This is a genomic window from Janthinobacterium sp. SUN120 (assembly GCF_030397735.1).
Classification (GTDB): Bacteria; Pseudomonadota; Gammaproteobacteria; order Burkholderiales; family Burkholderiaceae_D; genus Janthinobacterium; species Janthinobacterium kumbetense.
Genome location: NZ_JAPUBW010000002.1, coordinates 92,326 through 118,901, shown reverse-complemented (window position 1 = coordinate 118,901; position 26,576 = coordinate 92,326). Strand labels below are relative to the sequence as shown.

28 protein-coding genes and 6 tRNA genes are annotated in these 26,576 nt (G+C 60.1%); 33 read left to right on the top strand and 1 reads right to left on the bottom strand.

Annotated features, from left to right (window positions below; all coding sequences use genetic code 11):
- The first annotated feature begins 5 nt into the window (after positions 1–5).
- The 30 genes from O0879_RS10200 to O0879_RS10055 all read left to right on the top strand — a co-directional run bounded on the left by O0879_RS10200 (position 6) and on the right by O0879_RS10055 (position 23,855).
- Positions 6–1,004 carry a beta-ketoacyl-ACP synthase III gene (locus O0879_RS10200; protein WP_077406720.1) on the top strand — a complete coding sequence of 333 codons (999 nt, stop codon included), beginning with the start codon at positions 6–8 and terminating at the stop codon, positions 1,002–1,004.
- 31 nt (positions 1,005–1,035) lie between these two features.
- Positions 1,036–1,977 (top strand): ACP S-malonyltransferase, encoded by a 942-nt coding sequence (gene fabD, locus O0879_RS10195; RefSeq protein WP_077406717.1) that lies wholly within the window; start codon positions 1,036–1,038, stop codon positions 1,975–1,977.
- Positions 1,978–2,026: 49 nt separating this feature from the next.
- A complete protein-coding gene (fabG, locus tag O0879_RS10190; RefSeq protein WP_035820245.1) occupies positions 2,027–2,770 on the top strand; it encodes a 3-oxoacyl-ACP reductase FabG in 744 nt (247 codons plus the stop codon).
- 178 nt (positions 2,771–2,948) lie between these two features.
- Positions 2,949–3,188, top strand: a complete 240-nt coding sequence (gene acpP / locus O0879_RS10185; protein ID WP_008449912.1) for an acyl carrier protein — start codon at positions 2,949–2,951, stop codon at positions 3,186–3,188.
- Between the two features lie 29 nt (positions 3,189–3,217).
- Positions 3,218–4,468 (top strand): beta-ketoacyl-ACP synthase II, encoded by a 1,251-nt coding sequence (fabF, locus tag O0879_RS10180; RefSeq protein WP_099667260.1) that lies wholly within the window; start codon positions 3,218–3,220, stop codon positions 4,466–4,468.
- Between the two features lie 121 nt (positions 4,469–4,589).
- A complete protein-coding gene (locus tag O0879_RS10175; protein ID WP_289916312.1) occupies positions 4,590–5,120 on the top strand; it encodes a hypothetical protein in 531 nt (176 codons plus the stop codon).
- A 66-nt stretch (positions 5,121–5,186) separates the two neighbouring features.
- Positions 5,187–5,810 (top strand): RNA polymerase sigma factor RpoE, encoded by a 624-nt coding sequence (gene rpoE, locus O0879_RS10170; RefSeq protein ID WP_171985072.1) that lies wholly within the window; start codon positions 5,187–5,189, stop codon positions 5,808–5,810.
- Positions 5,811–5,882: 72 nt separating this feature from the next.
- Complete coding sequence (locus tag O0879_RS10165) at positions 5,883–6,224, top strand: sigma-E factor negative regulatory protein (protein ID WP_289916309.1); 342 nt, start codon at positions 5,883–5,885, stop codon at positions 6,222–6,224.
- 243 nt (positions 6,225–6,467) lie between these two features.
- The gene (locus O0879_RS10160; RefSeq protein ID WP_289916306.1) at positions 6,468–7,970 is read left to right on the top strand and encodes a DegQ family serine endoprotease; all 1,503 of its coding nucleotides are present in this window, start codon (positions 6,468–6,470) and stop codon (positions 7,968–7,970) included.
- Positions 7,971–8,025: 55 nt separating this feature from the next.
- A complete protein-coding gene (locus tag O0879_RS10155) occupies positions 8,026–8,271 on the top strand; it encodes a glutaredoxin family protein (RefSeq protein WP_289916304.1) in 246 nt (81 codons plus the stop codon).
- Between the two features lie 317 nt (positions 8,272–8,588).
- The gene (gene lepA / locus O0879_RS10150) at positions 8,589–10,379 is read left to right on the top strand and encodes a translation elongation factor 4 (RefSeq protein ID WP_034749621.1); all 1,791 of its coding nucleotides are present in this window, start codon (positions 8,589–8,591) and stop codon (positions 10,377–10,379) included.
- A gap of 3 nt (positions 10,380–10,382) precedes the next feature.
- A complete protein-coding gene (lepB, locus tag O0879_RS10145) occupies positions 10,383–11,300 on the top strand; it encodes a signal peptidase I (protein WP_099667264.1) in 918 nt (305 codons plus the stop codon).
- A gap of 74 nt (positions 11,301–11,374) precedes the next feature.
- Complete coding sequence (gene rnc / locus O0879_RS10140) at positions 11,375–12,190, top strand: ribonuclease III (protein ID WP_077406693.1); 816 nt, start codon at positions 11,375–11,377, stop codon at positions 12,188–12,190.
- Position 12,191: 1 nt separating this feature from the next.
- Positions 12,192–13,094, top strand: a complete 903-nt coding sequence (gene era, locus O0879_RS10135) for a GTPase Era (protein ID WP_099667265.1) — start codon at positions 12,192–12,194, stop codon at positions 13,092–13,094.
- A gap of 28 nt (positions 13,095–13,122) precedes the next feature.
- Positions 13,123–13,980 (top strand): DNA repair protein RecO, encoded by an 858-nt coding sequence (recO, locus tag O0879_RS10130; protein ID WP_289916302.1) that lies wholly within the window; start codon positions 13,123–13,125, stop codon positions 13,978–13,980.
- A 42-nt stretch (positions 13,981–14,022) separates the two neighbouring features.
- The gene (gene pdxJ / locus O0879_RS10125; RefSeq protein ID WP_289916300.1) at positions 14,023–14,784 is read left to right on the top strand and encodes a pyridoxine 5'-phosphate synthase; all 762 of its coding nucleotides are present in this window, start codon (positions 14,023–14,025) and stop codon (positions 14,782–14,784) included.
- A 20-nt stretch (positions 14,785–14,804) separates the two neighbouring features.
- Positions 14,805–15,200 carry a holo-ACP synthase gene (gene acpS, locus O0879_RS10120; RefSeq protein ID WP_289916298.1) on the top strand — a complete coding sequence of 132 codons (396 nt, stop codon included), beginning with the start codon at positions 14,805–14,807 and terminating at the stop codon, positions 15,198–15,200.
- A gap of 35 nt (positions 15,201–15,235) precedes the next feature.
- Positions 15,236–17,116: an excinuclease ABC subunit UvrC gene (uvrC, locus tag O0879_RS10115; RefSeq protein WP_289916296.1), complete on the top strand. Its 1,881-nt coding sequence runs from the start codon at positions 15,236–15,238 to the stop codon at positions 17,114–17,116.
- Between the two features lie 264 nt (positions 17,117–17,380).
- Positions 17,381–17,965, top strand: coding sequence for a CDP-diacylglycerol--glycerol-3-phosphate 3-phosphatidyltransferase (gene pgsA / locus O0879_RS10110; RefSeq protein ID WP_034749601.1), 585 nt, complete (start codon positions 17,381–17,383; stop codon positions 17,963–17,965).
- A 105-nt stretch (positions 17,966–18,070) separates the two neighbouring features.
- Positions 18,071–18,146 (top strand) — tRNA-Gly (locus tag O0879_RS10105).
- 92 nt (positions 18,147–18,238) lie between these two features.
- Positions 18,239–18,314 (top strand) — tRNA-Gly (locus O0879_RS10100).
- A 71-nt stretch (positions 18,315–18,385) separates the two neighbouring features.
- Positions 18,386–18,461 (top strand) — tRNA-Gly (locus O0879_RS10095).
- Between the two features lie 56 nt (positions 18,462–18,517).
- Positions 18,518–18,593, top strand: a tRNA-Gly gene (locus tag O0879_RS10090).
- Between the two features lie 83 nt (positions 18,594–18,676).
- A tRNA-Gly gene (locus O0879_RS10085) sits at positions 18,677–18,752 on the top strand.
- 42 nt (positions 18,753–18,794) lie between these two features.
- Positions 18,795–18,868: transfer RNA gene (locus O0879_RS10080), tRNA-Cys, on the top strand.
- Between the two features lies 1 nt (position 18,869).
- On the top strand, positions 18,870–19,148 hold the full coding sequence (locus tag O0879_RS10075; protein WP_289916294.1) for a hypothetical protein: 279 nt from the start codon (positions 18,870–18,872) through the stop codon (positions 19,146–19,148).
- A gap of 128 nt (positions 19,149–19,276) precedes the next feature.
- Positions 19,277–20,158, top strand: coding sequence for an ATP-binding protein (locus O0879_RS10070; protein WP_289916292.1), 882 nt, complete (start codon positions 19,277–19,279; stop codon positions 20,156–20,158).
- A 12-nt stretch (positions 20,159–20,170) separates the two neighbouring features.
- Entirely contained in the window at positions 20,171–21,409 is a 1,239-nt protein-coding gene (locus O0879_RS10065; RefSeq protein WP_289916290.1) for a hypothetical protein, read from the top strand.
- On the top strand, positions 21,402–23,201 hold the full coding sequence (locus O0879_RS10060; protein ID WP_289916288.1) for a hypothetical protein: 1,800 nt from the start codon (positions 21,402–21,404) through the stop codon (positions 23,199–23,201). The genes O0879_RS10065 and O0879_RS10060 overlap by 8 nt, the downstream gene beginning before the upstream one ends.
- 9 nt (positions 23,202–23,210) lie before the next feature.
- A complete protein-coding gene (locus tag O0879_RS10055) occupies positions 23,211–23,855 on the top strand; it encodes an OmpA family protein (RefSeq protein WP_289916286.1) in 645 nt (214 codons plus the stop codon).
- A 25-nt stretch (positions 23,856–23,880) separates the two neighbouring features.
- Here the strand turns inward: O0879_RS10055 and O0879_RS10050 are convergent, their stop codons facing one another.
- On the bottom strand, positions 23,881–24,300 hold the full coding sequence (locus tag O0879_RS10050) for a hypothetical protein (RefSeq protein ID WP_289917907.1): 420 nt from the start codon (positions 24,298–24,300) through the stop codon (positions 23,881–23,883).
- On the opposite strand from O0879_RS10050, the gene O0879_RS10045 reads away from it, so the two are divergent.
- The 3 genes from O0879_RS10045 to O0879_RS10035 are packed head-to-tail and all read left to right on the top strand — an operon-like array spanning position 24,230 to position 26,523.
- Entirely contained in the window at positions 24,230–25,717 is a 1,488-nt protein-coding gene (locus O0879_RS10045) for a SulP family inorganic anion transporter (protein ID WP_289916284.1), read from the top strand. The two genes, O0879_RS10050 and O0879_RS10045, sit on opposite strands and share 71 nt — an antisense overlap.
- A gap of 33 nt (positions 25,718–25,750) precedes the next feature.
- Positions 25,751–26,203 (top strand): hypothetical protein, encoded by a 453-nt coding sequence (locus O0879_RS10040; protein ID WP_289916282.1) that lies wholly within the window; start codon positions 25,751–25,753, stop codon positions 26,201–26,203.
- Between the two features lie 20 nt (positions 26,204–26,223).
- Complete coding sequence (locus O0879_RS10035) at positions 26,224–26,523, top strand: hypothetical protein (RefSeq protein ID WP_289916281.1); 300 nt, start codon at positions 26,224–26,226, stop codon at positions 26,521–26,523.
- The last annotated feature ends 53 nt before the right edge of the window (positions 26,524–26,576 follow it).

The window sequence follows — 26,576 nt, the reverse complement described above, 5'->3', positions numbered from 1 at the left end:
TTTGCATGACTGTTTTTAGCAAAACTTACAGCAAAATTATCGGTACCGGCAGCTACTTGCCGGAGAAGCGCGTCACCAACCAGGATTTGACCGAACAGCTCGCCGCCAAGGGCATCGAGACGTCGGATGAATGGATCGTGTCGCGCAGCGGCATTTCGGCGCGCCATTACGCGGCGCCGTCGCAAAACTCCTCGGACCTGGGCGTGGAAGCGGCCAGGAAGGCCCTGGAAATGGCTGGCCTGAACGGCAATGACCTGGACCTGATCATCGTCGCCAGCTCGACCCCCGATTTCTTCGGCAGCTTCCCCAGCACCGCCTGCATCGTGCAAAACAAGCTGGGCATCACGAATAACTGCGCCGCCGTCGACGTGCAAGCCGTCTGCAGCGGTTTCGTGTATGCGGTGGCCACGGCCGACAGCTTCATCCAGTCGGGCATGCACAAGAACGTGCTGGTGATCGGCGCCGAAGTGTTTTCGCGCATCCTCAATTTCGACGACCGCGGCACTTGCGTGCTGTTCGGCGACGGCGCCGGCGCCATCGTCATGACGGCATCGAAAGAGCCGGGCATCCTGGCCACCAAGCTGCACGCGGACGGCCGCCACTCGAACATCCTCAGCGTGCCGGGCAGCCTGGCTGGCGGCGCGCTCGATGGCAGCGCCTTCCTCTACATGGATGGCCCGGCCGTGTTCAAGCTGGCCGTGTCCGTACTGGAAAAAGTCGCGCACGAAGCCCTGGAACATGCCAACATGACCTCGGACCAGATCGACTGGCTGATCCCGCACCAGGCAAACATCCGCATCATGAACAGCACGGCCAAGAAACTCGGCTTGCCGCTGGACAAGATGGTCGTCACCGTCGATCAGCATGGCAACACCTCGGCCGCCTCGATTCCGCTGGCCCTCGACATCGCCGTGCGCGACGGTCGGGTCAAGAAGGGCGACAACGTCATGATGGAAGGCGTGGGCGGCGGCTTTACCTGGGGCGCCGTGCTGGCGCGCATGTAATCCCGCAACATTATTAAAAAACGGAGTCGACATGACACAATTTGCATTTGTTTTCCCAGGCCAAGGCTCGCAAGCGATTGCGATGCTCGACGGTTTCGCCGGCAACCCCGTGGTTGCGCAGACCGTCGCCGAAGCGTCGGACGCCCTGCAATTCGACCTGGGCAAGCTGATCGCCGAAGGTCCGAAGGAAGAACTGGATCTCACCACCAACACGCAACCGGTGATGCTGACGGCGGCCGTGGCCTTCTACCGCGCCTGGCTGGCGGCCGGCGGCCCCGTGCCGACGGTCGTGGCCGGTCACAGTCTCGGTGAATACTCGGCGCTGGTCGCCGCCGGCGTCATTTCCTTCAAGGATGCCGTGCCGCTCGTGCGTTTCCGCGCGCAAGCCATGCAGGAAGCCGTGCCCGTCGGTCAGGGCACGATGGCTGTCGTGCTGGGCCTGTCGGATGACGACGTGCGCGCCGCCTGTGCGGAAGCGGCGGCGGAAAACCCGGCCCTGGTGGTCGAGCCCGTCAATTTCAATGCGCCAGCACAAGTCGTCATCGCCGGCCACACGGCTGCGGTCGAGCGCGCCTGCGAACTGGCCAAGGCCAAGGGCGCCAAGCGCGCCATGAAACTGCCCGTCTCCGCGCCATTCCACTCGTCGCTGCTGAAGCCCGCGTCGGACCGTTTGCGCGAATACATGGCCGGCCTGACGTTCGCCGCGCCGCAGATCGCCCTGATCAACAACGTCGACGTGGCTATCGTCAACGACGTGGCCGGCATCAAGGATGCGCTGGTGCGCCAGGCGGCCAGCCCCGTGCGCTGGGTGGAAACCATGCAAAAGGTTGCCGCGGATGGCATCACGCAAGTGATCGAATGCGGTCCGGGCAAGGTTCTGATGGGCCTGGCCAAGCGCATCGACCCGGTGCTGGTGGGCGACGCCATCGTCGACCAGGCTTCGCTGGAACGCATTTTGACGCAGCTCAAATAAACATCAGATCGCGGCAGCCTGCCTGCCGCGGTTGCTCTTAAGGATACTCATGAATTTAGCAAATCAAGTCGTGCTGGTCACGGGCGCCTCGCGCGGCATCGGCCGCGCCATCGCCACCGAACTGGGCAAGCAGGGCGCCACCGTGGTCGGCACCGCCACCTCGGAAAGCGGCGCGCAAGCGATCACCGATTACCTGGCCGCCGAAGGCGTGGCAGGCAAGGGCCTGGTCCTGAATGTGACCGATGCGGCGCGCTGCGCGGCCGTCGTCGATGAAGTGCAGAAAACCTACGGCAGCCTGTCGATCCTCGTCAACAATGCGGGCATCACGCAAGACCAGCTGGCCATGCGCATGAAGGATGAAGAGTGGGACAGCGTCATCTCGACGAACCTGTCGGCCGTGGGCCGCCTGTCGCGCGCCGTGCTGCGTGGCATGATGAAAGCCAAAACTGGGCGTATCATCAACATCACGTCGGTCGTGGCTTCGTCGGGTAATCCGGGGCAAATGAATTACGCGGCGGCCAAGGCCGGCGTGGAAGGCATGAGCCGCGCCCTGGCGCGCGAAATCGGCAGCCGCAACATTACCGTGAACTGCATCGCGCCGGGCTTCATCGATACCGACATGACCAAGGCTCTGAGCGAAGAGCAGCATGCGGCCCTGTTGACGCAAATTCCCCTGTCCCGCCTGGGCAAACCGGAAGACGTGGCAGCGGCCGTGGCCTTTTTGGCCTCGCCGCAAGCGGCGTATATCACGGGCACGACCCTGCACGTGAACGGCGGAATGTACATGAATTGATGTGAAAGGTAGACAGGGCGGGCGTTTGTGGCATGATTCAACGGTCGTTTTTGTCTATAATCGCATCTTTTAGCAGCAGCTTCGGTTGAATTAGCAGCAGACACCGAAATTAGTATTCGGACGCGCAAACCTGATAAAATGCGCGCACTTTCCGTAACACACACTTTGGAGCCATAACATGTCGGATATCGAACAACGCGTTAAGAAAATCGTCGCTGAGCAACTGGGCGTTGCAGAAGCAGACATCAAAATCGAATCCTCCTTCGTCGACGACCTGGGCGCCGATTCCCTGGACACCGTGGAACTGGTGATGGCCCTGGAAGACGAATTCGAAATGGAAATCCCTGACGAACAAGCTGAAAAAATCACCACCGTGCAACAGGCGATCGACTACGCCACCGCACACGTCAAGGCCTAAGCCTGTCTGACCGACTTCAGGAGAATCGCTTGAGCCGTTCTAAAAACCGTCGTGTTGTTGTCACCGGCCTGGGTTGCGTTTCACCAGTCGGCAATACTATTGCCGAGGCGTGGGGCGCAATCATTGAAGGTAAATCCGGCATTGCCACGATTACCAAGTTTGATGCACAGCCATTCACCACGCATTTTGCCGGTGAAGTCAAAGGTTTCAATATCGAAGAGTACATCTCCGGTAAGGAAGCCCGCCATATGGATACCTTTATCCATTACGGCATGGCTGCAGGCATCCAGGCGATGCAGGACTCCGGCCTGGAAGTGACCGAAGAAAACGCCGAGCGTATCGGCGTGATCATCGGTTCCGGTATCGGCGGCTTGCCGCTGATCGAGGAAACCAAGTCCGAGTACGAAAAGCGCGGTCCGCGCCGTATCTCGCCATTTTTCGTGCCTGCCTCGATCATTAACATGATCTCTGGCAACCTTTCGATCAAATATGGTCTGAAGGGCCCGAACCTGGCGATCGTTACAGCGTGCACCACCGGTTTGCACAGCATCGGTGCCGCAGCGCGCATGATCGAGTACGGCGATGCCGACGTCATGATCGCCGGCGGTGCCGAATCGACCGTGTCGCCGCTGGGCCTGGGCGGTTTCGCTTCGGCACGTGCCTTGTCGACCCGCAACGACGATCCGGCAACGGCATCGCGTCCGTGGGATGCCGACCGCGACGGCTTCGTGCTGGGCGAGGGCGCTGGCGTCATGGTGCTGGAAGAGTACGAGCACGCGGTGGCCCGCGGTGCCAAGATCTATGCCGAAGTGCATGGTTTCGGGATGAGCGCAGATGCTTATCACATGACCTCGCCGCTGGAAGATGGTAGCGGCGGCAGCAAATCGGTGATCGCGGCCCTCGACAACGCAGGCTTGAACGCGGATCAGATTCAGTACCTGAACGCGCACGGCACGTCGACCCCGCAAGGCGACGTGGCGGAAGTGATGGGCATCAAGCGCACCTTCGGTGATCACGCCAAGAAACTGGTCGTCAACTCGACCAAGTCGATGACGGGCCATTTGCTGGGCGGCGCGGGCGGTCTGGAAGCGGTGTTTACGGTCCTGGCATTGCACCATCAGGTGTCGCCTCCGACCATCAACATCTTCAACCAGGATCCGGCGTGCGATCTCGATTTCTGTGCCAACACGGCGCGTGATATGAAGATCGATTATGCAGTGAAAAATTCGTTCGGCTTCGGCGGCACGAATGGCACGCTGATTTTCGGTAAAGCGAAATAAGCAGGAACTTTCAAGCGCTCGCTACGGTCAAATCGTAGTGAGCGCTGATTCGCCGCCAACGTTCGTTGGCGGCTGAATTTGCCCGGCATGGTGCCGGCGCGCCTTTTTTCTCCCATGAACTATGTCGATCGCGGTAGCGGCTGTCATTCGCACGCCTGTCTGTTTGCGCCTGTTGCAAGCGGCGCTGGGACTGTGCGCCTTGCTAGCCGCCTGGCCCTTGAGCGGTCTCTGGCGCAGTCTGCCCGCGTCCGGCCAGCTGGTGGGCGGCTATGCGCTGGGCTGGAGCGGTGCCTTGCTGAGTGCGGCTGGCGGCGTGTTTTTGCTGGCTTTGCTGCGCCGGCGCAGAAAGCCGCTGGCGCTTGATATTTCGCCGGTCGGGCAGTTGCGGCTGGCGGTATATCTGGAGCATGGCGCGGCGCCGGATGCCGGTGCTGCCTGGCTGGCGCAGCCGGCCGGGCCGGGGCCTGTGGCGGCGCCGGGGCTGCGCCTGTTGCCGGGCTCGACCCTGTGGCCGTCGCTGCTGGTGCTGTGCCTGGCGGATGCCGCCGGACGGCGCACGGCGGTGCTGGTGCAGCGCGGCGGCAGTTGCACCGCCTTCCGCCCGCTGGCCGTGGCTTGCCGGGCGATCGCGGCGCGGAACAGGGAAGAATAAAAGTGGGACGAACACTGAACTTCTTGCAGCGGGCCAACTCTATATCCATACAGGCGCCCACGTTGCATGACTACAGGGACATCGGGCGTGAGGACAGAGCGCGAGTATGATCAGTTACTGGTCGAGCGGGTGCAGGCTGGCGACAAACGGGCATTCGATGTGCTGGTATCGAAATATCAGCGCCGCTTGATGCGCCTGGTGTCGCGCCTCGTGCATGACCCGGCGGAGGCCGAAGATGTGGTGCAGGAAACCTTTATCAAGGCATACCGGGCGCTGCGCCATTTTCGCGGCGAGGCCGCCTTTTATACCTGGTTGTATCGCATCGGCATCAACACGGCCAAGAATTATCTCGTCACGCAGGGGCGGCGCGCCGCCACATCCAGCGACGCCGACGCCGAGCAGGCGGAGTCTTTCGATGACGGCAATAAATTGCGCGACAACAATACACCCGAATCGGTGCTGGCCAGCAAGCAGATTGCCGCCACCGTCAATGCGGCCATGGATGTGCTGCCCATCGAATTGCGCACGGCCATCGTGCTGCGCGAGATCGAGGGCCTGAGCTATGAAGAAATATCGGAGATCATGGCGTGCCCCATCGGTACCGTGCGCAGCCGGATTTTTCGCGCGCGCGAAGTGATTGCGGAGAAATTGAAGCCGTTGTTGGACATGCCGATTGACAAGCGCTGGTAATCTGGAGAGTATGAGGTTGGCATGGCTGCGACCGGTTTCCGCACCGATCCTCTTGAAATGGCAGGACCCATCATGGATACGCATACACGATTGCACGAGACTATTTCCGCGCTGGCCGATGGCGAGCTGGCGGCGAGCGAACTCGAACTGGCGTTTGCCGCCCTCGATACGCCATCGGGACGGCAAGCCTGGGATGCCTATCGCCATATCGGTGAGGTGCTGCGCTCGGAGCAGTACGGCCATGCGCTGAGCGCCCAGTTCGATGCGCGCCTGGCCAGCCGCCTGGCCGCGGAGGAAGCACCCGAAGCGGCGGCTGCCCAGGCGGAGCCGCTGCCGCTGCCGCCGCTGGCCGCCGGCATCGTGCCGCCTGGCGTGGCCGAACCGCTGGAGGCCGGGCCGCTGGCGCAGCGCTAGCGGGCCCCACGTCCATCTTATGCCTGGCTTAACCTTCCCGTCGCCCCCTTGACACTGGCCTTCCGTACGATTGACACTGTGCGCAGGCAATATCTTGCTTTTGCGATATATTGTTGCATTGCTTGCCATGCGCGCTGTCAGGTGGGTTTGCCCCTGGATTTCCGTCATGACGGCCAATCATGCGCGCAGGCAATCGCCTGATCCGCGTTTTGAACCGTTTATATACTCGAAAAGATCCTTTCCATGAAAAAAAACATGTGTGCCGCCAGCAAGTCGTTTTCAGTGAAGACGCTTTCCGCCTTATTGTTCGGTACGGCTGGCGTCTTCCTTGCTCCCACCATGCTGGGCCTGGCGCCACAGGCGCAGGCCGCCGTGCCGGCCGTGAAACTGCCTGATTTCTCGGACCTGGTCGACGCCGTCGGCCCGGCCGTGGTGAATATTCGTACCACCGAACGCCTGAAAATGGGCGGCGCCGGGGCTGGCGCGGGCGGTCAGGATGAGCAGGAAATGCAGGAATTCCTGCGCCGCTTCTTTGGTGGCGCCATGCCCGCGCCGCGCCAGCAGGCGCCCCGTGGCGGCCGCCGCGCCGTGCCGCAGGAGCAGGAAGTCCAGCGCGGCGTCGGTTCCGGCTTCATCATCTCTGCCGATGGCTACGTGCTGAGCAACGCCCACGTGGTCGACGGCGCCGACGAAGTGTATGTGACCCTGACGGACAAGCGCGAATTCAAGGCCAAGGTGATCGGTGCCGATGCGCGCACCGACGTGGCCCTGCTGAAAATCGAGGGCGCCAACTTGCCGCGCCTGACCATCGGCGACTCGAACAAGATCCGCGTGGGCGAGTGGGTGATCGCCATCGGCTCGCCATTCAACCTGGAAAACACGGTGACGGCCGGCATTATTTCCGCCAAGTCACGCGATACGGGCGATTACCTGCCCCTGATCCAGAGTGACGTGGCCGTCAACCCCGGCAACTCCGGTGGTCCGCTGATCAATATGCGCGGCGAGGTGATCGGCATCAATTCGCAGATTGCCACCTTGTCCGGCGCCTACAATGGTATTTCGTTTGCCGTGCCCATCGATGAAGCCATGCGCGTGGGCGAGCAGCTGAAAAAAACGGGGAAAGTCGTGCGCGGACGCATCGGCGTGCAGATCGGCGAAGTGAGCAAGGACGTGGCGGAATCGCTGGGTTTGCCGAACGCCAAGGGTGCGCAAGTGTCGATGGTGGAGCCGGGCGGTCCGGCCGACAAGGCGGGCATCAAGCCGGGCGACATCATCCTGAAATTCAACGGCGCGCAGATCGAGCGTTCATCTGACCTGCCGCGCCTGGTAGGCGGCGCCGCCGTCAACGGCAAATCCACGGTCACCGTCTGGCGCAAGGGCGCGCAGCAGGATATTCCCGTCACCGTCGTCGAGCTGGAAAGCGAGAAAACGGCGAAGAAGGGCGCCAAGGAGCCGGAAGCGCAAGCCGTCAATGCGCTGGGATTGAAAGTCAGCGACGTGCCGGCCGCGAAGAAGCAGGAGCTGAAGATCGAGGCGGGCGTGCTGGTCGACGATGCCGACGGCGTGGCGGCCCTGGCCGGCTTGCAGCCTGGCGACGTGATCTTGCAATTGAACAACGTTGCCGTGAAAGACGCCAAGCAGTTCAATGCCCTGGTGGCCAAGCTCGATCCGAAAAAGTCGTCGGCCGTGCTGGTGCGCCGCGGCGACGTGGCGCAATTCGTTTCGCTGCGTCCGTCTGCCAGGTAAGTTTCTGATTCCATCCGCATCCCGGCCCCGGCCGGGATGCCTTTCCCTTTTCTTCATGCATTTCACCCTCTATTCCCGCAGTTATTGCCATTTATGCCAGGACATGCTGGACGCCTTGCTCCTGCTGCAAGCGCCAGGAAAACTGTTCACCGTGGACGTGATCGATATCGATGCGTCGCCCGACGCCTCGCTGCTGGCCCGTTTCGACGAGCTGGTGCCGGTGCTGTTCGGTGACCTGGCGCAGCCCGAGCTATGCCATTATTTCCTCGATGAGGCAGCGGTACGGCGCTGCCTGACGTAGCTTAAATACCAATATTGACACTGCATTGCACCATTCTGGTGCTGAAAACAGCCGAAAATGTCGGCTTGGCCCGGTGCCGGCCTCATAAGACGGGCTTTCTACTCTGAAATCCGGTAAAATGGGGAGGTCGAAAAAGCTACTGTCCGAGGCAGCAGCTTCTGTCGCTTCAAAAGCGCTCGCCTGGGCATGCAGATGTCCTGCTCGGAGCGCTTTTTTCATCATGAGTGGGGCGCCTGGTTCTGGCCCTGTTTGGCCCGGACATGATTCCCCTGATTCCTGTTAAAGCAGTGTCGTCAACTTCGCACTTATATTAGTTAATGAACAACATACGCAATTTCTCCATCATCGCCCATATTGACCACGGTAAATCGACCCTGGCTGACCGCATCATTCAATTGTGCGGCGGCTTGTCCGACCGCGAGATGGAGGCGCAGGTGCTCGATTCGATGGATCTGGAGCGCGAGCGCGGCATTACCATCAAGGCGCAAACGGCGGCCCTGCACTACAAGGCGCGCGATGGCCAGATCTACAATCTGAACCTGATCGATACGCCAGGCCACGTCGACTTCAGCTATGAAGTGTCGCGCTCGCTGTCGGCGTGCGAAGGCGCGCTGCTGGTTGTTGACGCGTCGCAAGGCGTGGAAGCGCAAACCGTGGCCAACTGCTACACGGCGCTGGACCTGGGCGTGGAAGTGGTGCCCGTGCTGAACAAGATCGACTTGCCGAACGCGGATCCTCCGAGCGCCATTGCCGAGATCGAAGACGTGATCGGCATCGACGCAGGCGACGCCGTGCATTGCTCGGCCAAGACGGGCTTCGGCGTGCTGGACGTGCTCGAGCAGTTGATCGTCAAGGTGCCGCCACCGAAGGGCGACCCCGATGCGCCGCTGCAGGCGCTGATCGTCGACTCCTGGTATGACGCCTATGTGGGCGTGGTCATGCTGGTACGCGTCATCAACGGTACCCTGAAACCAAAAGACAAGATCCGCCTGATGGCCACCGATTCGGTGCAGCTGGTGGAAGACATCGGCGTGTTTTCGCCCCGTTCGCAATCCTTGCCGCAACTGTCGGCAGGCCAGGTGGGCTTCATCATCGCCGGCATCAAGGAATTGAAAGCGGCGAAAGTGGGCGACACCGTCACCCTGGCCAACCGTCCTGCCGCCGCGCCGTTGCCTGGCTTCAAGGAAGTGCAGCCGCAAGTGTTCGCCGGCCTGTTCCCCGTGGAAGCGAACCAGTACGACGCGCTGCGCGACTCGCTGGAAAAACTGAAATTGAACGACGCGGCCCTGATGTACGAGCCGGAAGTGTCGCAGGCGCTGGGCTTCGGCTTCCGCTGCGGCTTCCTGGGCTTGCTGCACATGGAAATCGTGCAGGAACGCCTCGAACGCGAATTCGACATGGACCTGATCACCACGGCACCTACCGTGGTGTACGAAGTGATCCAGCGCGACGGCACCATGATCAACGTCGACAATCCGTCGAAGATGCCCGATCCGTCGCGCATCGAGGAAGTGCGCGAGCCTATCGTCACGGTCAATCTGTACATGCCGCAGGAATACGTGGGCTCCGTGATCACCCTGTGTATCGGCAAGCGCGGCATCCAGATGGACATGAGCTACCACGGCCGCCAGGTCAAGCTCGTGTATGAAATGCCGATGGCCGAGATCGTGCTGGACTTCTTCGACCGCCTCAAATCGACGTCGCGCGGCTATGCCTCGATGGATTACGAGTTCAAGGAATACCGCGCGGCCGACGTGGTCAAGGTCGACATGCTGATCAACAGCGAAAAAGTCGATGCGCTGGCCATCATCGTCCACCGTTCGAACAGCCAGTACCGCGGCCGCCAGGTGGCTGCCAAGATGCGTGAACTGATCCCGCGCCAGATGTTCGACGTGGCCATCCAGGCCACCATCGGCGCCAACATCATTTCGCGCGAGAACGTGAAAGCCTTGCGCAAGAACGTGCTGGCCAAGTGCTATGGCGGCGACATCAGCCGCAAGAAAAAATTGCTGGAAAAACAAAAAGCGGGTAAGAAACGCATGAAGCAAGTGGGCTCCGTGGAGATCCCGCAAGAAGCATTCCTGGCAATTTTACAAGTGGATGGTTAATACATGAACCTTCAAGTGATTTTAGGAAATTTCGCTTTAATCCTGTTCGTGCTGATGGTGTTGACGGGCCTGGTCTGGTGCCTGGATGTGTTTTATCTGTCCAAGCAGCGCCGCAAGGCGGCCGACCTTGCCCTGGCCGAGTTCGATGCGCGCCAGTCCAAGCTGGCCGCCGAGGGCATCAAGTCCGATGCGGGCGGCAGCCGCGCCACCATCGAGGCGGCCCTGTTGCGCCAGCCGACCTGGGTCGAGTATTCGGGCAGCTTCTTCCCCGTCATCGCCCTCGTGTTCTGCCTGCGCTCGTTCCTGTACGAGCCATTCAAGATCCCGTCGAGCTCGATGGTGCCGACCTTGCTGGTAGGCGATTTGATCCTGGTCAACAAGTTTACTTATGGCATTCGTTTGCCGATCGTCAACAAGCGCATCATTGAAGTCAACGATCCGCAGCGCGGCGACGTCATGGTGTTCAAGTACCCGAAAGATATGTCGCAAGACTATATCAAGCGCGTGATCGGTGTGCCCGGTGATAAAATCACCTATGAAAACAAGCGCTTGACGGTCAACGGCAAGGAAGTGCAATACACGCCGCTGGACGACTACCTGGACGATGAAAGCACCGTGTACCACAAGCAGCTGGAAGAAAACCTGACGGGCGTGAGCCACCGCATCCTCAACGACGAGCCCGCTCCTACGTTGAACTTGCGCGAAGTGAAGGATTTCCCGCACAAGGAGTCGTGCGACTACAACGAAGACGGTTTCACTTGTGTGGTACCAGCAGGCAACTACTTCATGATGGGCGATAACCGCGACAATAGCGCGGACAGCCGCTACTGGGGCTTCGTGCCGAACGAGAACATCGTCGGCAAGGCTTTCCTGGTGTGGATGAACTTCAGCAATCCGAAACGCGTGGGCGGCATACACTAAGCCGTCCCTATGGCTGCCGCGCCGATTCCCCGCGCGGCGGCCAGCCGAATTACTCAGATGACACAGAAACAACAATGAATCTTCAGTTATTGCAAACCCGTTTAGGCTATACGTTCCAGGATGCTGGCCTGTTGCAGCAAGCCTTGACGCATCGTAGCCACAGCAGTTTGCATAACGAGCGGCTGGAATTCCTCGGCGACTCCATCCTCAACTGCGTGGTCGCTTCCATCCTGTACGAGCGCTTCAAGTCCATCGACGAGGGCGACCTGTCGCGCCTGCGCGCGAATCTGGTGAAGCAGCAGTCGCTGTATGAAATCGCGCAAAAGCTGGAACTGTCGCAATTCCTGCGCCTGGGCGAAGGCGAGCTGAAATCGGGCGGTTTCCGCCGTCCGTCCATCCTCGCCGATACCCTGGAAGCCTTGCTGGGCGCGATTTTCCTCGACACGGGCTTCGACGCCGCCAGCACGGTGATCCGCGCGTTCTACATCCCCATCCTCGACTCGGTCGATCCGCAAACCCTGGGCAAGGATGCCAAGACCCTGCTGCAGGAGTTTTTGCAAAGCAAGAAAATTTCGCTGCCACAATACAACGTGGTGGCTACCCACGGCGCCGCCCACAGCCAGGAATTCGAGATCGAATGCCTGGTGCCGAAATTGAACATCCAGGTCTACGGCCGTGGCGGAAGCCGCCGCGCCGGTGAGCAAGCCGCCGCCAAACTGGCGCTCGACGTGGCCGAGCAGGCGCTGTTGAAGTCGCCAGCCGCCAGCCGCAAGCCGAAACCGCGCGCCGCCCAGCTCAAGCTGGCCGGCATTGCCACCATCCAGAGCGACGACGCGGCAGCCCCTGCTGCCCCGGCGATCGCCGCTCACACTAAACAGAATCGACACTAGCATGACAGCCACCAAAATGCCTGACAACTTCCGCTGTGGCTATATCGCCATCGTGGGCCGCCCGAACGTGGGCAAATCGACCCTGATGAACGTGCTGATCGGCGCGAAGGTCAGCATTACTTCGCGCAAGGCGCAAACGACGCGCCACCGCATCACGGGCATCCAGACGGTGCCGGACGCGCAATTCATCTACGTCGACACGCCGGGCTTCCAGACGCGCCATTCGAACGCGCTGAACAAGACGCTCAACAAGACCGTCACCAACACCCTGATTTCCTCGGACGTGATCTTGTACGTGATCGAGGCGGGCACCTTCGGCCCGGCCGACCAGCAAGTGATGGACCTGCTGCCGAAGGAAGTGCCGTGCATCCTCGTCATCAATAAATCGGACCGCGTGAAGGACAAGGCCGTGCTGCTGCCGTTCGCGCAAAAGATCGCCGCCATGCGCGACTTCGCCGCCATCGTGCCCGTCTCTGCCAAGCTGCACTTCCAGCTGGAAGGCTTGCAGGACGAGATCAAGCGTTTCCTGCCGGAAAACCAGCCGATCTTTGGACCGGACGACATCACGGACCGCAGCGAGAAATTCCTCGCCTCGGAAATCGTGCGCGAAAAACTGTTCCGCTTCGTCGGCGACGAACTGCCGTACACGAGCACCGTGCTGATCGAGAAATTCGAGCAGGAAGGCGATCTGCGCCGCGTGTTTGCCGCCATCCTGGTCGAGCGCGATACGCACAAGTCCATGATCATCGGCAACAAGGGCGCGCGCCTGAAGGAAGTCTCCACCCAGGCCCGCCTGGACATGGAAAAGCTGTTCGGCGGCCCTGTGTACCTGGAAATCTGGGTCAAGGTCAAATCGGGCTGGGCCGACAACGAGGCGGGCTTGCGCGCCTACGGCTACGAGTAATCCGCAACCCGGGGGCGACGCCACACGCATGAGCACCACCACGCCAGCGCTGCACGATCTTGCGCCAGCTTCATCTGCTGCATCCGCACCTGTCCCCGCGCCGGCGGCCATCGCGCCGCCGGCCGCAGCTCCTGTCACTCCTGCCGCGCCGCGGCGCAGCCGTCCGCCCGCGCGCGACGGACGCATCACGGGCCAGCCAGCCTTCGTGCTGCACAGCTATCCGCATAAAGAAACCAGCCTCATCGTCGACGTGTTTACACGCGAATACGGCCGCATCGCGCTCGTCGCCAAGGGCGCCAAGCGGCCCCATTCGCAGTTGCGCGGCGTGCTGCAAACCTTCCAGCCCCTACAGGCGGGCTGGACGGGCAAGTCCGAGCTGCGCATCTTGACGGGCGCCGAATGGGTGGGCGGTATGTTGCCGCTGGAAAAGACCGCCTTGCTGTGCGGCTTCTATTTGAACGAATTGCTGGTCAAATTGCTCGCGCGCGACGATCCGCATCCAGTCCTGTTCGACCACTACGTTGCCACCCTGAATCAACTGGCGCACAATGAGCCGCCGCCCATCGTGCTGCGCAAGTTCGAGCGCGCCCTGCTCAAGGAAACGGGCGTGGCGGCCGACCTGACGCGCTGCACCGGCACGCGCCAGGCCGTCGATGCGGGGCAGGTGTACGTGGTCGACCCGGAACGGGGGCCGCGCCCGGCGCGCGCCAGTGATGCCTGGCCCAGGATCACGGGCAAGGCCCTGCTCGACATGGAGCGCGAAGATTATCTAGACGCGGCCACGCAGGCGCAAAGCAAGCTGCTGATGCGCTTTCTGCTGGCCCATCAACTGGGCGGCGCCACCTTGAATACGCGCCAGATACTGATCGATTTAATGCAGCTGTAGCTGCGGTTTGCAGCACGACAGCACTTTACGGATACCATCACTATGAGCTTTTTGCAGCCTTCCGGCCCCGTCATCGACCTGGGCGTCAATATCGACCACGTGGCCACCTTGCGCAATGCGCGCGGCACCGCCTATCCTGACCCGATCCGCGCGGCCCTGCTGGCCGAACAGGCGGGCGCCGACGCCATCACCCTGCATCTGCGCGAAGACCGCCGTCACATCAAGGATGCGGACGTGATCGCCATCGCCCCGCAATTGCTCACCCGCATGAACCTGGAAGCGGCCGTCACGGCCGAGATGATCGACTTCGCTTGCCGCATCAAGCCGGCGGACGTGTGCCTGGTGCCGGAAAAGCGCACGGAAGTGACGACTGAGGGTGGCCTGGACGTGGTGCGCTACTTCAGGGAAGTGCAGGCGGCCGTGCAGCAGCTGCAAGGCGAGGGCATCCGCGTAAGCCTGTTCATCGATGCCGATGAGCAACAGATCGCCGCCGCCGCCGAGCTGGGTGCACCCGTGATCGAGCTGCACACGGGCCGCTACGCGGATAGCGAAGGCGTCGAGCAGCTGGCTGAACTGGAACGCATCAAGGCGGGCGTGCTGTTCGGCGTGGGCCGCGGCTTGAAGGTCAACGCGGGCCACGGCTTGCATTACACCAATGTGCAAGCGATTGCCGCCATTCCCGATATTGCCGAGCTGAACATCGGCCACGCCATCGTCGCGCACGCCGTGTTTGTCGGCTGGGAAAATGCCGTACGCGAAATGAAGGCTATCATGGTGGCCACGCGCATCACCGGCAAGGCATAAGGGCGCTCAAAGGAGGCAGCATGATCTACGGCATCGGTACCGATATCTGCAAGATTCCCCGCATCGAGGCGGCTCTGGCGCGCCACGGCGAGCGTTTCGCGAAAAAGATACTGGGACCGCAGGAGCTGGAAAAGTTCCGTGCCCGCAGCGCCAAGAATGCCGTGCGTGGCGTGCGTTTCCTCGCCACGCGCTTCGCGGCGAAAGAGGCGTTTTCCAAGGCCATCGGCCTGGGCTTGCGCATGCCGATGACCTGGCCCGCCGCGCAGATGCTGAACCATCCCAGCGGCAAGCCGATGATCGTCTGCAGCGGCGTGCTGGCCGAGTTCATGGAAAAGCACCGCCTGAGCGCGCAAGTGACCATCAGCGATGAAGAAGAATATGCGGTCGCGTTCGTGATCGTGGAACAAGCAGGGTAACTATAAGTGCGCCATAAGTGCGCAATGAGCCAGCAATGACCGAAGCAAGCCCAGAATCTTCCTTGGCGGAAACGCCGCCCGACCCGCGCGCGCAGGTGCTGGCCACCGTCGCCAAGCTGCCGAACTTGCCCGGCGTGTACCGCTATTTCGATGCCGCCGACAAGGTGCTGTACGTCGGCAAGGCGCGCGACCTGAAAAAGCGCGTGTCCAGCTATTTCCAGAAGAACCTGGCCAGTCCCCGCATCGCCATGATGGTCGAGCGCATCGCGCGCCTGGAAACGACCGTCACGCACAGCGAAGCGGAAGCCTTGATCCTGGAAAATAACCTGATCAAGGCGCTGCAACCGCGCTACAACATCCTGTTCCGCGACGACAAGTCGTATCCGTACCTGAAAATCACCAATGGCGATGCGCCGCGCATGGTGTATTACCGGGGCGCGGTGGACAAGAAAAACCAGTATTTCGGGCCGTTCCCCAGTTCCTGGGCCGTCAAGGAATCGATGCAGATCCTGCAAAAGGTGTTTTTGATCCGTACCTGCGAGGACAGCGTGTACGCCAACCGCACGCGGCCCTGTTTGCTGCACCAGATCGGCCGCTGCAGTGCGCCGTGCGTGGACCTGATCAGCAAGGAAGACTATAAGAACGACGTGGAAAATGCGGCGCGCTTCCTGCGCGGGCGCCAGAGCGAGGTGATGGCCGACCTGGAAAAGAAGATGCACGCCTTTGCCGCCGAGCTGAAGTTCGAGCAAGCCGTGGTGGTGCGCAACCAGATCGCCTCGCTGTCGCGCGTGCTGCACCAGCAAAGCATGGAAACGACGGGCGACGCCGATGTCGACATCCTCGCCGTGCTGGTGCAGGGCGGGCGCGCCTGCGTCAACCTGGCCATGGTGCGCGGCGGGCGCCACCTGGGCGACCGCGCCTACTTCCCCAGCCAGCTTAGCGATGCGGCGGCCATTGCCGAGGAACCGATCGAGGTGGAAGTGCTGGCCGCCTTCCTGGCCCAGCACTACACGGAAAAATTCATTCCCGGCACCCTGATCCTGAATATCGAATTCGACCAACCAGCCCTGATGGTGGCGCTGATGGAGCAGTGCGGCCACCGTATCAACCTGATCTTCCAGCCGCAGGGTCAACGCCGCCAATGGCTGGAGATGGCGCAAAAGGGCGCCGAGATTTCGCTGGCCCGATTGTTGTCGGAGCAGGGCTCGCAGCAATCGCGCACGCGCGCGCTGGCCGAGGCGCTGCGCCTGGAAACGGAAGACCTCGACAGCTTGCGCGTGGAGTGTTTCGACATCAGCCACACGCAGGGCGAGGCGACGCAGGCGTCGTCCGTGGTATTCCACCATCACGCCATGCAGAACGGCGAATACCGGCGCTACAACATCAACGACATCACGCCCGGCGACGATTACGCGGCCATGCGCCAGGTCCTGATGCGCCGCTATGAAAAGGTGGCGAATGGCGACGGCGTGATGCCCGACGTGGTGCTGATCGACGGCGGCAAGGGACAGATCGAAATGGCGCGCCAGGTGTTTGCCGAGCTGGGACTCGATATCAGCTTGATTGTCGGCGTGGCCAAGGGGGAGGGGCGCAAGGTGGGCCTGGAAACCCTGCTGTTCGTCGATGGCCGCGCGGCGCAGGAGCTGGGCAAGGAATCGGCGGCCCTGATGCTGATCGCGCAAATCCGCGACGAGGCGCACCGCTTCGCCATCACGGGCATGCGCGCCAAGCGGGCCAAGACGCGCCAGACCTCGCGCCTGGAAGAGATCGAAGGCATCGGCGCCAAGCGCCGCCAGAAGCTGCTGTCGCGCTTTGGCGGCTTGCGCGGCGTGGTCGACGCCAGCGTCGAGGACCTGATGTCGGTGGAGGGGATTTCCACGCAGCTGGCAGAAGAAATCTACAAGCAGCTGCATTAGAACGCCCCACCAAACCTACTGCGCGTCGCGACTTGCGGCCTGCGGCCTGCGATGCTCACTGGCTCGGCGCCCCCGTGTCAAGCACAGTTGCGCTTCTCGGTCGCAATTCGCTGCCGCTCGCTACGGTTTTGTGAGGGTTCTATGACGGCCTGATCCGGTGCCGCGGCAACCGGACTAGGCTAATACCCTGTGGCCATGTAGACTAGTGGCGCTTTCTTCACGCTTTCCTCATGTTCAATTTACCCGTCGGCCGATTGCTCTCTTATGCCTTTTAATATTCCCATCCTTTTGACCTGGCTGCGCGTGGCCCTGATACCGCTCGTCGTCGGCGTGTTTTATTTGCCGCCGTCGATGCTGCTGCATGGCGATCAGAACCTGGTTGCCACCCTGGTCTTCATTGTTGCCGCCGTCACCGACTGGTTCGACGGCTTCCTCGCGCGACGCTGGAACCAGACGTCGGCCTTCGGCGCCTTCCTCGATCCGGTGGCCGACAAGCTGATGGTGGCGGGGGCCTTGTTGGTGCTGGTGCAGCTGGACCGGGTCAATGCCGTGCTGGCCTTCATCATCATCGGCCGCGAAATCACCATTTCTGCGCTGCGCGAATGGATGGCGCAGATCGGCGCCTCGAAGTCGGTGGCCGTCAGCTCGATCGGCAAGATCAAGACGGCCGCGCAAATGACGGCCATTCCCTTGCTGCTGTACCACGAAGTGATCTTTGGCGCGATCGATACCCATGTATGGGGTGAGAAGCTGCTGTGGATCGCCTGCGTGCTGACGGTGTGGTCGATGTTTTACTATTTGCGCCTGGCGTGGCCTCTCATCAAGGAAAAGGCTGGAAATCTGCACTAAGAACAGGCAGGCGGCTGCTTTGTGCGGAATATTTTGCAAAAGACCAGATATTGCCCGTTGACAGCCCCTGTAATCCCTCTATAATGCTGGCCTGTTGTTGATGACGCGGGAGTAGCTCAGTTGGTAGAGCGCAACCTTGCCAAGGTTGAGGTCGAGAGTTCGAGACTCTTCTCCCGCTCCAGTTTTCTGGATCGTGTCATAGGTAAAAACAGCGAATGCAGTAAAAAGTAGTACTGGCGATGTAGTAGAGCTTCTGATACAATGTTGTCCACTGCGGGAGTAGCTCAGTTGGTAGAGCGCAACCTTGCCAAGGTTGAGGTCGAGAGTTCGAGACTCTTCTCCCGCTCCAGTGAATGCTGGATCAGCAGTAAAGCAGCACTGGTAAACGGTAGCAAAAGGCAGTAAAATAGCGGTTCGTATGCGGGAGTAGCTCAGTTGGTAGAGCGCAACCTTGCCAAGGTTGAGGTCGAGAGTTCGAGACTCTTCTCCCGCTCCAGCGAAAGCTGAAGCAGTACAGCAAGAATGGCAGTAGCAGAAAATAGAAGCTCCAATGCGGGAGTAGCTCAGTTGGTAGAGCGCAACCTTGCCAAGGTTGAGGTCGAGAGTTCGAGACTCTTCTCCCGCTCCAGAATTCTAAAGGGAAGCTAAGCTGGCTTCCTTTTTTTATCCGCCGCCATGCGCGGCGCGATTATGCGGTAACCAAGCTCCAATGCGGGAGTAGCTCAGTTGGTAGAGCGCAACCTTGCCAAGGTTGAGGTCGAGAGTTCGAGACTCTTCTCCCGCTCCAGTTTTCAAGGTGGGCCGCAAGGCGCATCCAAGCAGTTCCTCTGGCGAGGTAGCAAAGAGGTTATGCAGCGGCCTGCAAAGCCGTTTAGACGGGTTCGATTCCCGTCCTCGCCTCCAGATGAAAAAAATAGCCCACCTTCGAGTGGGCTATTTTTTTGTCTGCACGGTATTTCTGTGCACTGCGGGCGTTGCACTAGTCCGCTTCCGCTTCCCACACTTCGGCTTCTCTGATTTCTCTCGATCGGCATTTCCTGATGCCGCCACCGTTTCGCATTACTCTGCTGCGCATTTTCTGCCGCGCATCCTTGCCCGGGATTCTCACTGCTTCGCCCGCCTGTTTGCGCCGTGGTCATTTTCAGCGCTAGTCCAGTTTGATTTTCATGGTGTTATGCAATAAATATTTCCATAATGAAAATCTTATTGATATAATAGTTAATAAATATTTATTGTAATTTCGCCGGGCAAACGACGTGATTTGTCGCAATGCAGTGGATCATGCGGTGAATCACAACTTAAGGAAAAACTTTGTCATTCCCAACTTATAGTCCGCGTTACAAGCTTGGTAACGACGTGATCTTGTCTGAGGCTACCGCATTGCAGTTAAAAGAGTGTCTGGCGAAATTGCGTTTTCGCCGGACGATCTATGTCGACTGGAATTTTGCGTCCGTCGACCCGATGGGCTTGTGTACGGTAATTAATTTTTACGGTCCTCCTGGCACTGGTAAAACGCTCTCGGCCGAAGCGGTGGCCGGAGAGCTGGGTCTGCGTTTTTTGCCTCTCGGTATCGCGGAACTGGAGAGCAAGTTCCTGGGCGACACGGCCAAAAATATCCAGAAGGCCTTTGAAAGCGCGCGCGAAGACCCGGCAGTCCTGTTTTTCGACGAAGCCGATACGTTGCTGGGAAAGCGGCTGTCCTCTGTCACCCAGGGCGTGGATAACGAAGTTAATGCCATGCGTTCCACCTTGCTGATCGAGCTGGAGCGCTTCGATGGCATCGTCATTTTTGCCAGCAATTTCGAGCGCAACTACGACACGGCTTTCCGCAGCCGGATTGGCTATCACATTCGTTTTGATAATCCCGATTTTGCGGCACGCCGCCGCTTGTGGGATCGTTTGATGGTCGATGGCATTCCGCTTGGCGCCGATCGCGCGCAATTGCTGACGCATTGCGCCGAACTGAGCGAAGGTTTTTCCGGCCGCGATATTCGTACCTGCATGCGCCTGGCATTGCCGAAGGCGCTGCTGGCGGCGGAAGCGGCGGATGAGGCACCTGCGCTACAGCGTGTCCATCTGGATGAAGCGATTGCCGAGTTGACTCGGGCAATCAACGAAGTTGCTGTGGCGCCAGGCAACAGTAAAACGCATAACGATACGATGACAGCACGCCGCCTGTTGGGCGTGAATTAAAAAAGGGAGTGAATGATGGGGTGGTTCGATGATGTTGTTTCGACTGTTCGTAATGTTGCCACCAAGGTGGTCAAGGTGGTGCGCGATGCTATCAGGGTGATCGCGGAAAAGGGGGAGGCATTCATCGGGGCGGTAAAAGAGACATATGCAAAGGTTAAGCCGTATCTGCAGAAGCTGAGTCCTTACCTGAAATCCATTGCGGCAGCTGCGGAAGCAATACATCCCTGGCTTGGCAAGGCGATCCTGGCGATCGATAAGGCGATCAGCGCCTTGTTGGCCCTGGAAAATAGTCCCATCCTGCATCAGCTGGAAAAGGCGATGCGCTGGGTGGTCGAACTCGCGAAGCGCCTCGATGAACGGCTTTCGGCGATGGACGAAGCGCTGGCGCGCGAGCATGAGGCCGTATTCCGTGCCGCCAAGGCGCACGAATATTCCGCCGAGCATGTCAAGGCCTTCGATCTTGCCGCCATGATCAATGAACTGGCGCTGGTGAAAACGGGCATCGCCAACCTGATCGATGACGGTGATTTCATTGGTTTTGAACATTATCTGCGTTTGCGTGCGACACAAAAGCTGATCCGCACAGTGGAAGAGGTGCTGGCCCGTGCCACGACGATGGAGGAGATTTCAGTCGACGACATTTTCCTTGTGCAGATCGGCGCAATGTTGTTGTCCGATGCGCCTGAAATGAGCGATGCCGAGGCCGCGCGTCTTGATGCCATCGTGTTTTCCCGCTATGGAAAGAAGCTCACGCCGTTTGTGTTCGAAGAGATGAGCAAGATGTGGCAACTGGCGTTGACGGATGACAAGCGTCTGTGGAAGCGCACGGCGGAAACGTTGGCGGTTGCCCAAGCCAAGTTGAGTCGCTTGAAGCTGGAAGCGCTGCTGTCGCCGCTGTCGGCGCAAGACCAGGGCGAGCTTGAAAGCCTGGAAGCGGTGTTGCCGGTGGAGCTTGCAGCGAACAAGGCATTGATGAAACGCAATGTGGAACGGGAATATTATGTCTATGCGACAGAAGGTTTCTTGCAGCTGCTTGAAAAAACACCGGAGCAAATACAGGCCGATGATCAGGATTTCCTGTTGGATCTGGGCGAAGAAGTGGGCTTGCTGCTGACCGATTGCGCGCATCGCGATTTGCGCTGGGCCGACATGTCCGCCGAGCAGCAGGCGCTGATTGCCGATTTTGCCAATGTGTTCCGCGCCGATAGTATCAAGCGTGGCGAAGAGCTGGAAGTCGAATGCAATGGATAATCAATTGCTGACCTTTCTCCTGCCGACGCTGGATTACACGATCCATTCGGGATTACAACTCATTTTCGCGACCGTCTTCATGCTGGCGGTGGTGTGCGTGCCGATGGCCGTGGCGCGCAGTGCGCGTGCGGGGCGCTGGCAGCGCAACCTGACGCGGCTCGATGCCGAGGATGGCGCGCCGCTTGTCTATGGCTCGGCCGACGAGCTGAGCACCGCAGTTGCCACGCCGGCGGAACGCTGGGCGGATATGTTGCCGGGCTTGCTGCTGGTATTTGGTTTGTTGGGCACATTCATCGGCCTTGGCCTCGCTTTGGTAGAGGCTGCAGGTGCGCTGGCGCCAGGCCAGGATGCACTCAATAGCTTGACTCCGATCATGAATTCTCTGGGATCCAAGTTTAAAACGTCGACCTGGGGCATTCTTGCTTTTCTCGTCCTGAAAGTATGGTTCATGCTGAAGCCATACGAAGAGGTGCGTCACGCCTGGGCAGCAAGCGAACTGAAGCAAATTACCGGCCGTCTCGCCGAACTGCAGCGCCTGGAACGCGACAAAGAGCGTACGCAGATGATTGACGCTATCGCCCAGTCCGGCAGCACCGTGGCCGCCGAGCAGCGCACTGCGGCGCAGAGGGCGGAACAGCAGCACGCGCAGTCATTGGCTGTGCTGCAAGAGTTGCTTCTCAGTAATGAGCGCGGACTGCAGGCTGCGCAGGCAGGCAGTGCGCTGCAACTGCAAACGCTGGAACGGATCGTCGAAAGGCTCGATGCGTCACAGCAGGGCCAGCAGGCATTGCTGAGCCCTATCGAGGTCATCGCAGGCCATGCCAAGGTGCAGAGCGAACAGGCGCTGCTGCAAAGTGCGCGGCTCGGTGAACTGGCGGAGCACACGCAGGCAAGCCGCGCCGCCATGGAAGGTTTCGTGCGCAGTGTCTCTGAGAATATCAGTGAAATGGCAGTGGCCGCCAAGAGCATGTCCGTGGCCGCCCAATTGGCTGGCAACGCCAGCACCGAATTGGGCAGCGTAATTGAAGAGTTCCGCAATACCATGTCGTCAGTGCTGGCCAGCCTGAGAACCGAGTTGAAGGCAACGATCGATGACATGGGGGCAACCTTTACCACGAATATGACAACAATGGCTGCGGACCTGTCAACGGCTACCACGCAGATTGAACGGGTCATCGGCGAATTGTCGAATGGCGTGACGACGACTCTCAATACCTTGCACACCATGGGCGAGGACACGCGCAAACGTCAGGAGTCGGCGCAGGCCACATTTGCCGCATCGGGCGATGCCTTGAACGGGAAAGTCCATGCCATGACTGAATTCGTTTCTGCAATGCAAGAAAGCATTGAGAAGGGCTTGAATGCGATATCGACCTCGAATACCCGCATGATGCAATATGCCAAGCGTTTTGAAGCCAGTGATGAACGGGCGGCAAATCTGGTGGACAAGGTCGGTGAACTTGTTGTCGCAGTGACAGATAGTAGTGCCAGCTTGGACCGGAACGCAACACTTGGTGACGAACTGCGCCAGTTGCTGGCACTTGTTGAGCGACAAGTGAAGGTTCAGGATACCGCCGCTGCCTCCCAGCAGCAGCAAGCGCAGGCAATGGAACAAATGTGCGTCGAGTTTCATGCTGTTGCCGATGCCGTAGCCAAGCTGCTTGTCGCATCGCCTGCGGCGGATGCACTGGGTAGCACGACCTTCCACCTCCCCAATGCGGAAATGGATTTGGTGGCCATGATGCCGCCACTGGAGCACGGCACCTCCCATTCCGCAACGAAAGCGGCATAAGGATGCGTCATGAAGGATAAAGCGAGTGAGTGGATCGTGATCGCCGATCTGATGTCGGGCGTGGTTGCCGTCGTCATGCTGATGCTGGTGGTATCTGTGGTGCAGAAGCAAGCCGCAGAGCAACGTCATCATGCTGAGATGAACGAGGGCAGCGAGGCAAAGCGACGCCAGGTGGCAGTCGTGCTCGAACAGATGAAAATTGCTTTTGCGCGCGAGGGCGCTGCCAATTTTGTTGCCATCGATGCGGCGGCCGGCAAAGTGACGCTAAGCGAGAGCGTATTCAAGAGTGGTAGCGCCTGTATCGAGCCCAAAGCCCGTGCGGTCTTCGCCCAGGTCGAAGACAGTATTGCGGCCTATCTGATGCGAGTGGAGGGCGGACAGATTTATGTCGAGGGGCATACGGATAACAAACCGGTCAAGGCGCCTGTGACCGATATTCGTGAGTTTTGCACGGTGTACGACGACAATTTTACCTTGTCGGCTGCACGCGCCAGGGAGGCACGCCGCCTGATCATTGGGCAAAGTGGCGTTGATGCGGCAAGGCGCGTGGTCGTCGCCGGTTTTGGCGATTCGCATCCACTGCCAGGACTGGCACCGAGTGATCAGCGCAATCGCCGCGTGGAGCTGCGGTTTGGAAGCGAACCTGCCCACTAAGCATGTCGTGAAGACAAGGCTTCCGTCAAGACGCACGCTTGCTGCGCCTTGACGGGTAGCCGATCATTACATCATTACGCGCTGAATTGCGTGGCACCGGCTGCCGTACAAAAACAGCAGATAACCGGCAGAAAATGCTGGCCATGCCTGGCTGCGCCGCTATTGGACGTTCTTGTATAATGCCGGCAAGCTCAGCCGCGCCGCCTGGCGCCTTGATGAATCTCCCCCTTTCCGCCATACCGATGTAGTCACTGACGACTTTCCTGTTCCGTTCGACCTCGGCGCCGCGTTTCTGTGACGCCCGCTGGCATGGCTGCGCCTGATTATTCTCCATCCGGCCGGCATTTTCCTGTTCCGACTTTGGATACGCATCAATGATCAACACAACTTTTCGGGATGAGTGGTACTCGAACCTGCAAAAAAACGTCTTGGCGGGCTTGACCACGTCATTTGCCCTGGTGCCAGAATGCATCGCCTTTGCCCTGGTGGCGCAGCTCAATCCCCTGATGGGCCTGTATGGCGCCTTCATCATCTGTGCCATGACGGCCATCTTTGGCGGACGTCCAGGCATGATTTCGGGCGCCGCCGGTTCCATGGCCGTCGTCATCGTGGCGCTGGTGGCGCAACACGGCGTGCAGTACCTGCTGGCCACCGTGGTGCTCGGCGGGGTATTGATGGCGCTATTCGGCATCTTGCGCCTGGGCAAGCTGATTCGCATGGTGCCCCATCCCGTGATGCTGGGTTTTGTGAATGGCCTGGCCATCGTCATCGCCATGTCCCAGCTGGAACACTTCCGCCAGGCCACGCCGCAGGGCGAAGCCTGGCTGCAAGGCACGCCCTTGCTCGTGATGGGTGGCCTGGTGCTGCTCACCATGGCCATCGTCTACGTGCTGCCGCGCCTGACAAAAGCCGTGCCGCCGGCGCTGGTAGCTATCCTGGGCGTGGGCGTACTCAGCCATGTTTTGAGCTTGCCTACGCGCACCTTGGGCGACCTCGCGCATATCGCCGGCGGCTTGCCGGCCCTGCATTGGCCTGCCGTGCCGCTGGATATGAGCACCTTGCACATCATTTTCCCGTATGCGGCGCTGATGGCCATGGTGGGCTTGCTGGAAACCTTGCTCACTTTTAATCTGACAGATGAGATAACGGAAACGCGGGGGCAGCCGAACCGCGAATGCATCGCCCTCGGCGCGTCGAACGTCGTCTCGGGCCTGTTTGGCGGCATGGGCGGCTGCGCCATGATCGGGCAGACGATGATCAACCTGAGTTCCGGCGGCCGCTCGCGCCTGTCGGGCGTGACGGCCGGCGTGATGATTTTACTGTTCATCCTGTTCCTGTCGCCGCTGATCGAGCGCATCCCGCTGGCGGCCCTCGTGGGCGTGATGTTCGTCGTGGCGCAGCAGACGTTTGCCTGGGGCTCCTTGCGCGTGCTGGGCAAGGTGCCGTTGCAGGATGCGCTGGTGATCGTCGCCGTGACGGTGATCACGGTATTCACGGACCTGGCGATGGCCGTGCTGTGCGGCATCGTCATCGCCGCCTTGAATTTTGCCTGGCAACATGCGCGCGACATGCGTGCCGACATCGATGACAGCACGCAAGGCATGCGCGTCTACCTGCCGCATGGCACCCTGTTTTTTGCTTCCACCACGCATTTCCAGGAACTGTTCCAGGCAGCGTCGGACCCGGCCCGCGTCATCCTCGACTGCCGGCACCTGCACATGGCCGACCACTCGGCCATCGCCGCCATCGAATCGCTGTATGAGCGCTATGACAGGGCCGGCAAGCATCTGCAGGTGACGCATCTGTCCGCCCGCAACGAGGCCTTGCTGCAGCGGGCCGGGGTGGATGTGGGCGTGGCGTAAAATATTGGATTGCTGAATGTCTGTGGAGTGTGAATGCTGTCGAACGAACAAGAACAATTATTGCAACAAAGCCAAACGGCTTTTGATGCCTACTATGACGCGCTGGGCGCTTCGCTGGTGAATTTTGTCGAGCGCCTGGGCATCCAGCCGGCGCACGAAGTGTTGACGAACGCGGCCGAATACCTGCCGTACATCGATGCGGCCATGCGCACCATCGTCATTCGCGACGAGAGCTGGCAGTGGGTGAAAACCATGCTCGGCTACTTCATCGGCGAATATTTCGTGCAAGGCCATGCGGGTTGCTGGTATGTGGAAACGCGGGCGGAGTCGCCGCATTTTTGCCGCATTATGGTGGGCGGCTTCGAGCATGGTTTGCCGGCGGATGCCGCCATCGATCCGGATGCGCTGGCGCTGGAATTTCTGGGGCAATCCGTGCCGCGCGAGCTGGCTAAATTAATTGGCGATGCACAAGCCGCGCTGGCTTGATGCAAGCACAAGGATGGAAAATGGAAGCGGAGCTGCACCTGGCGGAAATCCTGTACGACACGGGCGAATGGCGTTTCCGTTACACGCGCATGCTGTCGGATGACGGCACGCGCTGGATACGCCATGGCCTGTTCTGCGAATACCATCGCAACGGTACGGTCATTTCAGAGGGACATTACGAGCATGGCCGCGAGAACGGCTTGTGGCGCGACTTCTATGAAACGGGCGCGCCAGCCGCCGAAGGGCACTATCGCGATGGCGTCGAAACGGACGACTGGCGCTATTGGGATGCTGCGGGCAAGCAGGTGGCGCGCGCCTGAGCGGCGCTTGCGCTGATTGCCGCTCATCCGGTCAGGCGTGGCAGCCACTGCCA

Coding starts and splice junctions, on each gene's coding strand:
- O0879_RS10200 (WP_077406720.1), top strand. CDS start 6: ATGACTGTTTTTAGCAAAACTTACAGCAAAATTATCGGTACCGGCAGC.
- fabD (WP_077406717.1), top strand. CDS start 1,036: ATGACACAATTTGCATTTGTTTTCCCAGGCCAAGGCTCGCAAGCGATT.
- fabG (WP_035820245.1), top strand. CDS start 2,027: ATGAATTTAGCAAATCAAGTCGTGCTGGTCACGGGCGCCTCGCGCGGC.
- acpP (WP_008449912.1), top strand. CDS start 2,949: ATGTCGGATATCGAACAACGCGTTAAGAAAATCGTCGCTGAGCAACTG.
- O0879_RS10175 (WP_289916312.1), top strand. CDS start 4,590: ATGTCGATCGCGGTAGCGGCTGTCATTCGCACGCCTGTCTGTTTGCGC.
- rpoE (WP_171985072.1), top strand. CDS start 5,187: ATGACTACAGGGACATCGGGCGTGAGGACAGAGCGCGAGTATGATCAG.
- O0879_RS10165 (WP_289916309.1), top strand. CDS start 5,883: ATGGATACGCATACACGATTGCACGAGACTATTTCCGCGCTGGCCGAT.
- O0879_RS10160 (WP_289916306.1), top strand. CDS start 6,468: ATGAAAAAAAACATGTGTGCCGCCAGCAAGTCGTTTTCAGTGAAGACG.
- O0879_RS10155 (WP_289916304.1), top strand. CDS start 8,026: ATGCATTTCACCCTCTATTCCCGCAGTTATTGCCATTTATGCCAGGAC.
- lepA (WP_034749621.1), top strand. CDS start 8,589: ATGAACAACATACGCAATTTCTCCATCATCGCCCATATTGACCACGGT.
- lepB (WP_099667264.1), top strand. CDS start 10,383: ATGAACCTTCAAGTGATTTTAGGAAATTTCGCTTTAATCCTGTTCGTG.
- rnc (WP_077406693.1), top strand. CDS start 11,375: ATGAATCTTCAGTTATTGCAAACCCGTTTAGGCTATACGTTCCAGGAT.
- era (WP_099667265.1), top strand. CDS start 12,192: ATGACAGCCACCAAAATGCCTGACAACTTCCGCTGTGGCTATATCGCC.
- recO (WP_289916302.1), top strand. CDS start 13,123: ATGAGCACCACCACGCCAGCGCTGCACGATCTTGCGCCAGCTTCATCT.
- pdxJ (WP_289916300.1), top strand. CDS start 14,023: ATGAGCTTTTTGCAGCCTTCCGGCCCCGTCATCGACCTGGGCGTCAAT.
- acpS (WP_289916298.1), top strand. CDS start 14,805: ATGATCTACGGCATCGGTACCGATATCTGCAAGATTCCCCGCATCGAG.
- uvrC (WP_289916296.1), top strand. CDS start 15,236: ATGACCGAAGCAAGCCCAGAATCTTCCTTGGCGGAAACGCCGCCCGAC.
- pgsA (WP_034749601.1), top strand. CDS start 17,381: ATGCCTTTTAATATTCCCATCCTTTTGACCTGGCTGCGCGTGGCCCTG.
- O0879_RS10075 (WP_289916294.1), top strand. CDS start 18,870: ATGAAAAAAATAGCCCACCTTCGAGTGGGCTATTTTTTTGTCTGCACG.
- O0879_RS10065 (WP_289916290.1), top strand. CDS start 20,171: ATGATGGGGTGGTTCGATGATGTTGTTTCGACTGTTCGTAATGTTGCC.
- O0879_RS10060 (WP_289916288.1), top strand. CDS start 21,402: ATGGATAATCAATTGCTGACCTTTCTCCTGCCGACGCTGGATTACACG.
- O0879_RS10055 (WP_289916286.1), top strand. CDS start 23,211: ATGAAGGATAAAGCGAGTGAGTGGATCGTGATCGCCGATCTGATGTCG.
- O0879_RS10045 (WP_289916284.1), top strand. CDS start 24,230: ATGATCAACACAACTTTTCGGGATGAGTGGTACTCGAACCTGCAAAAA.
- O0879_RS10040 (WP_289916282.1), top strand. CDS start 25,751: ATGCTGTCGAACGAACAAGAACAATTATTGCAACAAAGCCAAACGGCT.
- O0879_RS10035 (WP_289916281.1), top strand. CDS start 26,224: ATGGAAGCGGAGCTGCACCTGGCGGAAATCCTGTACGACACGGGCGAA.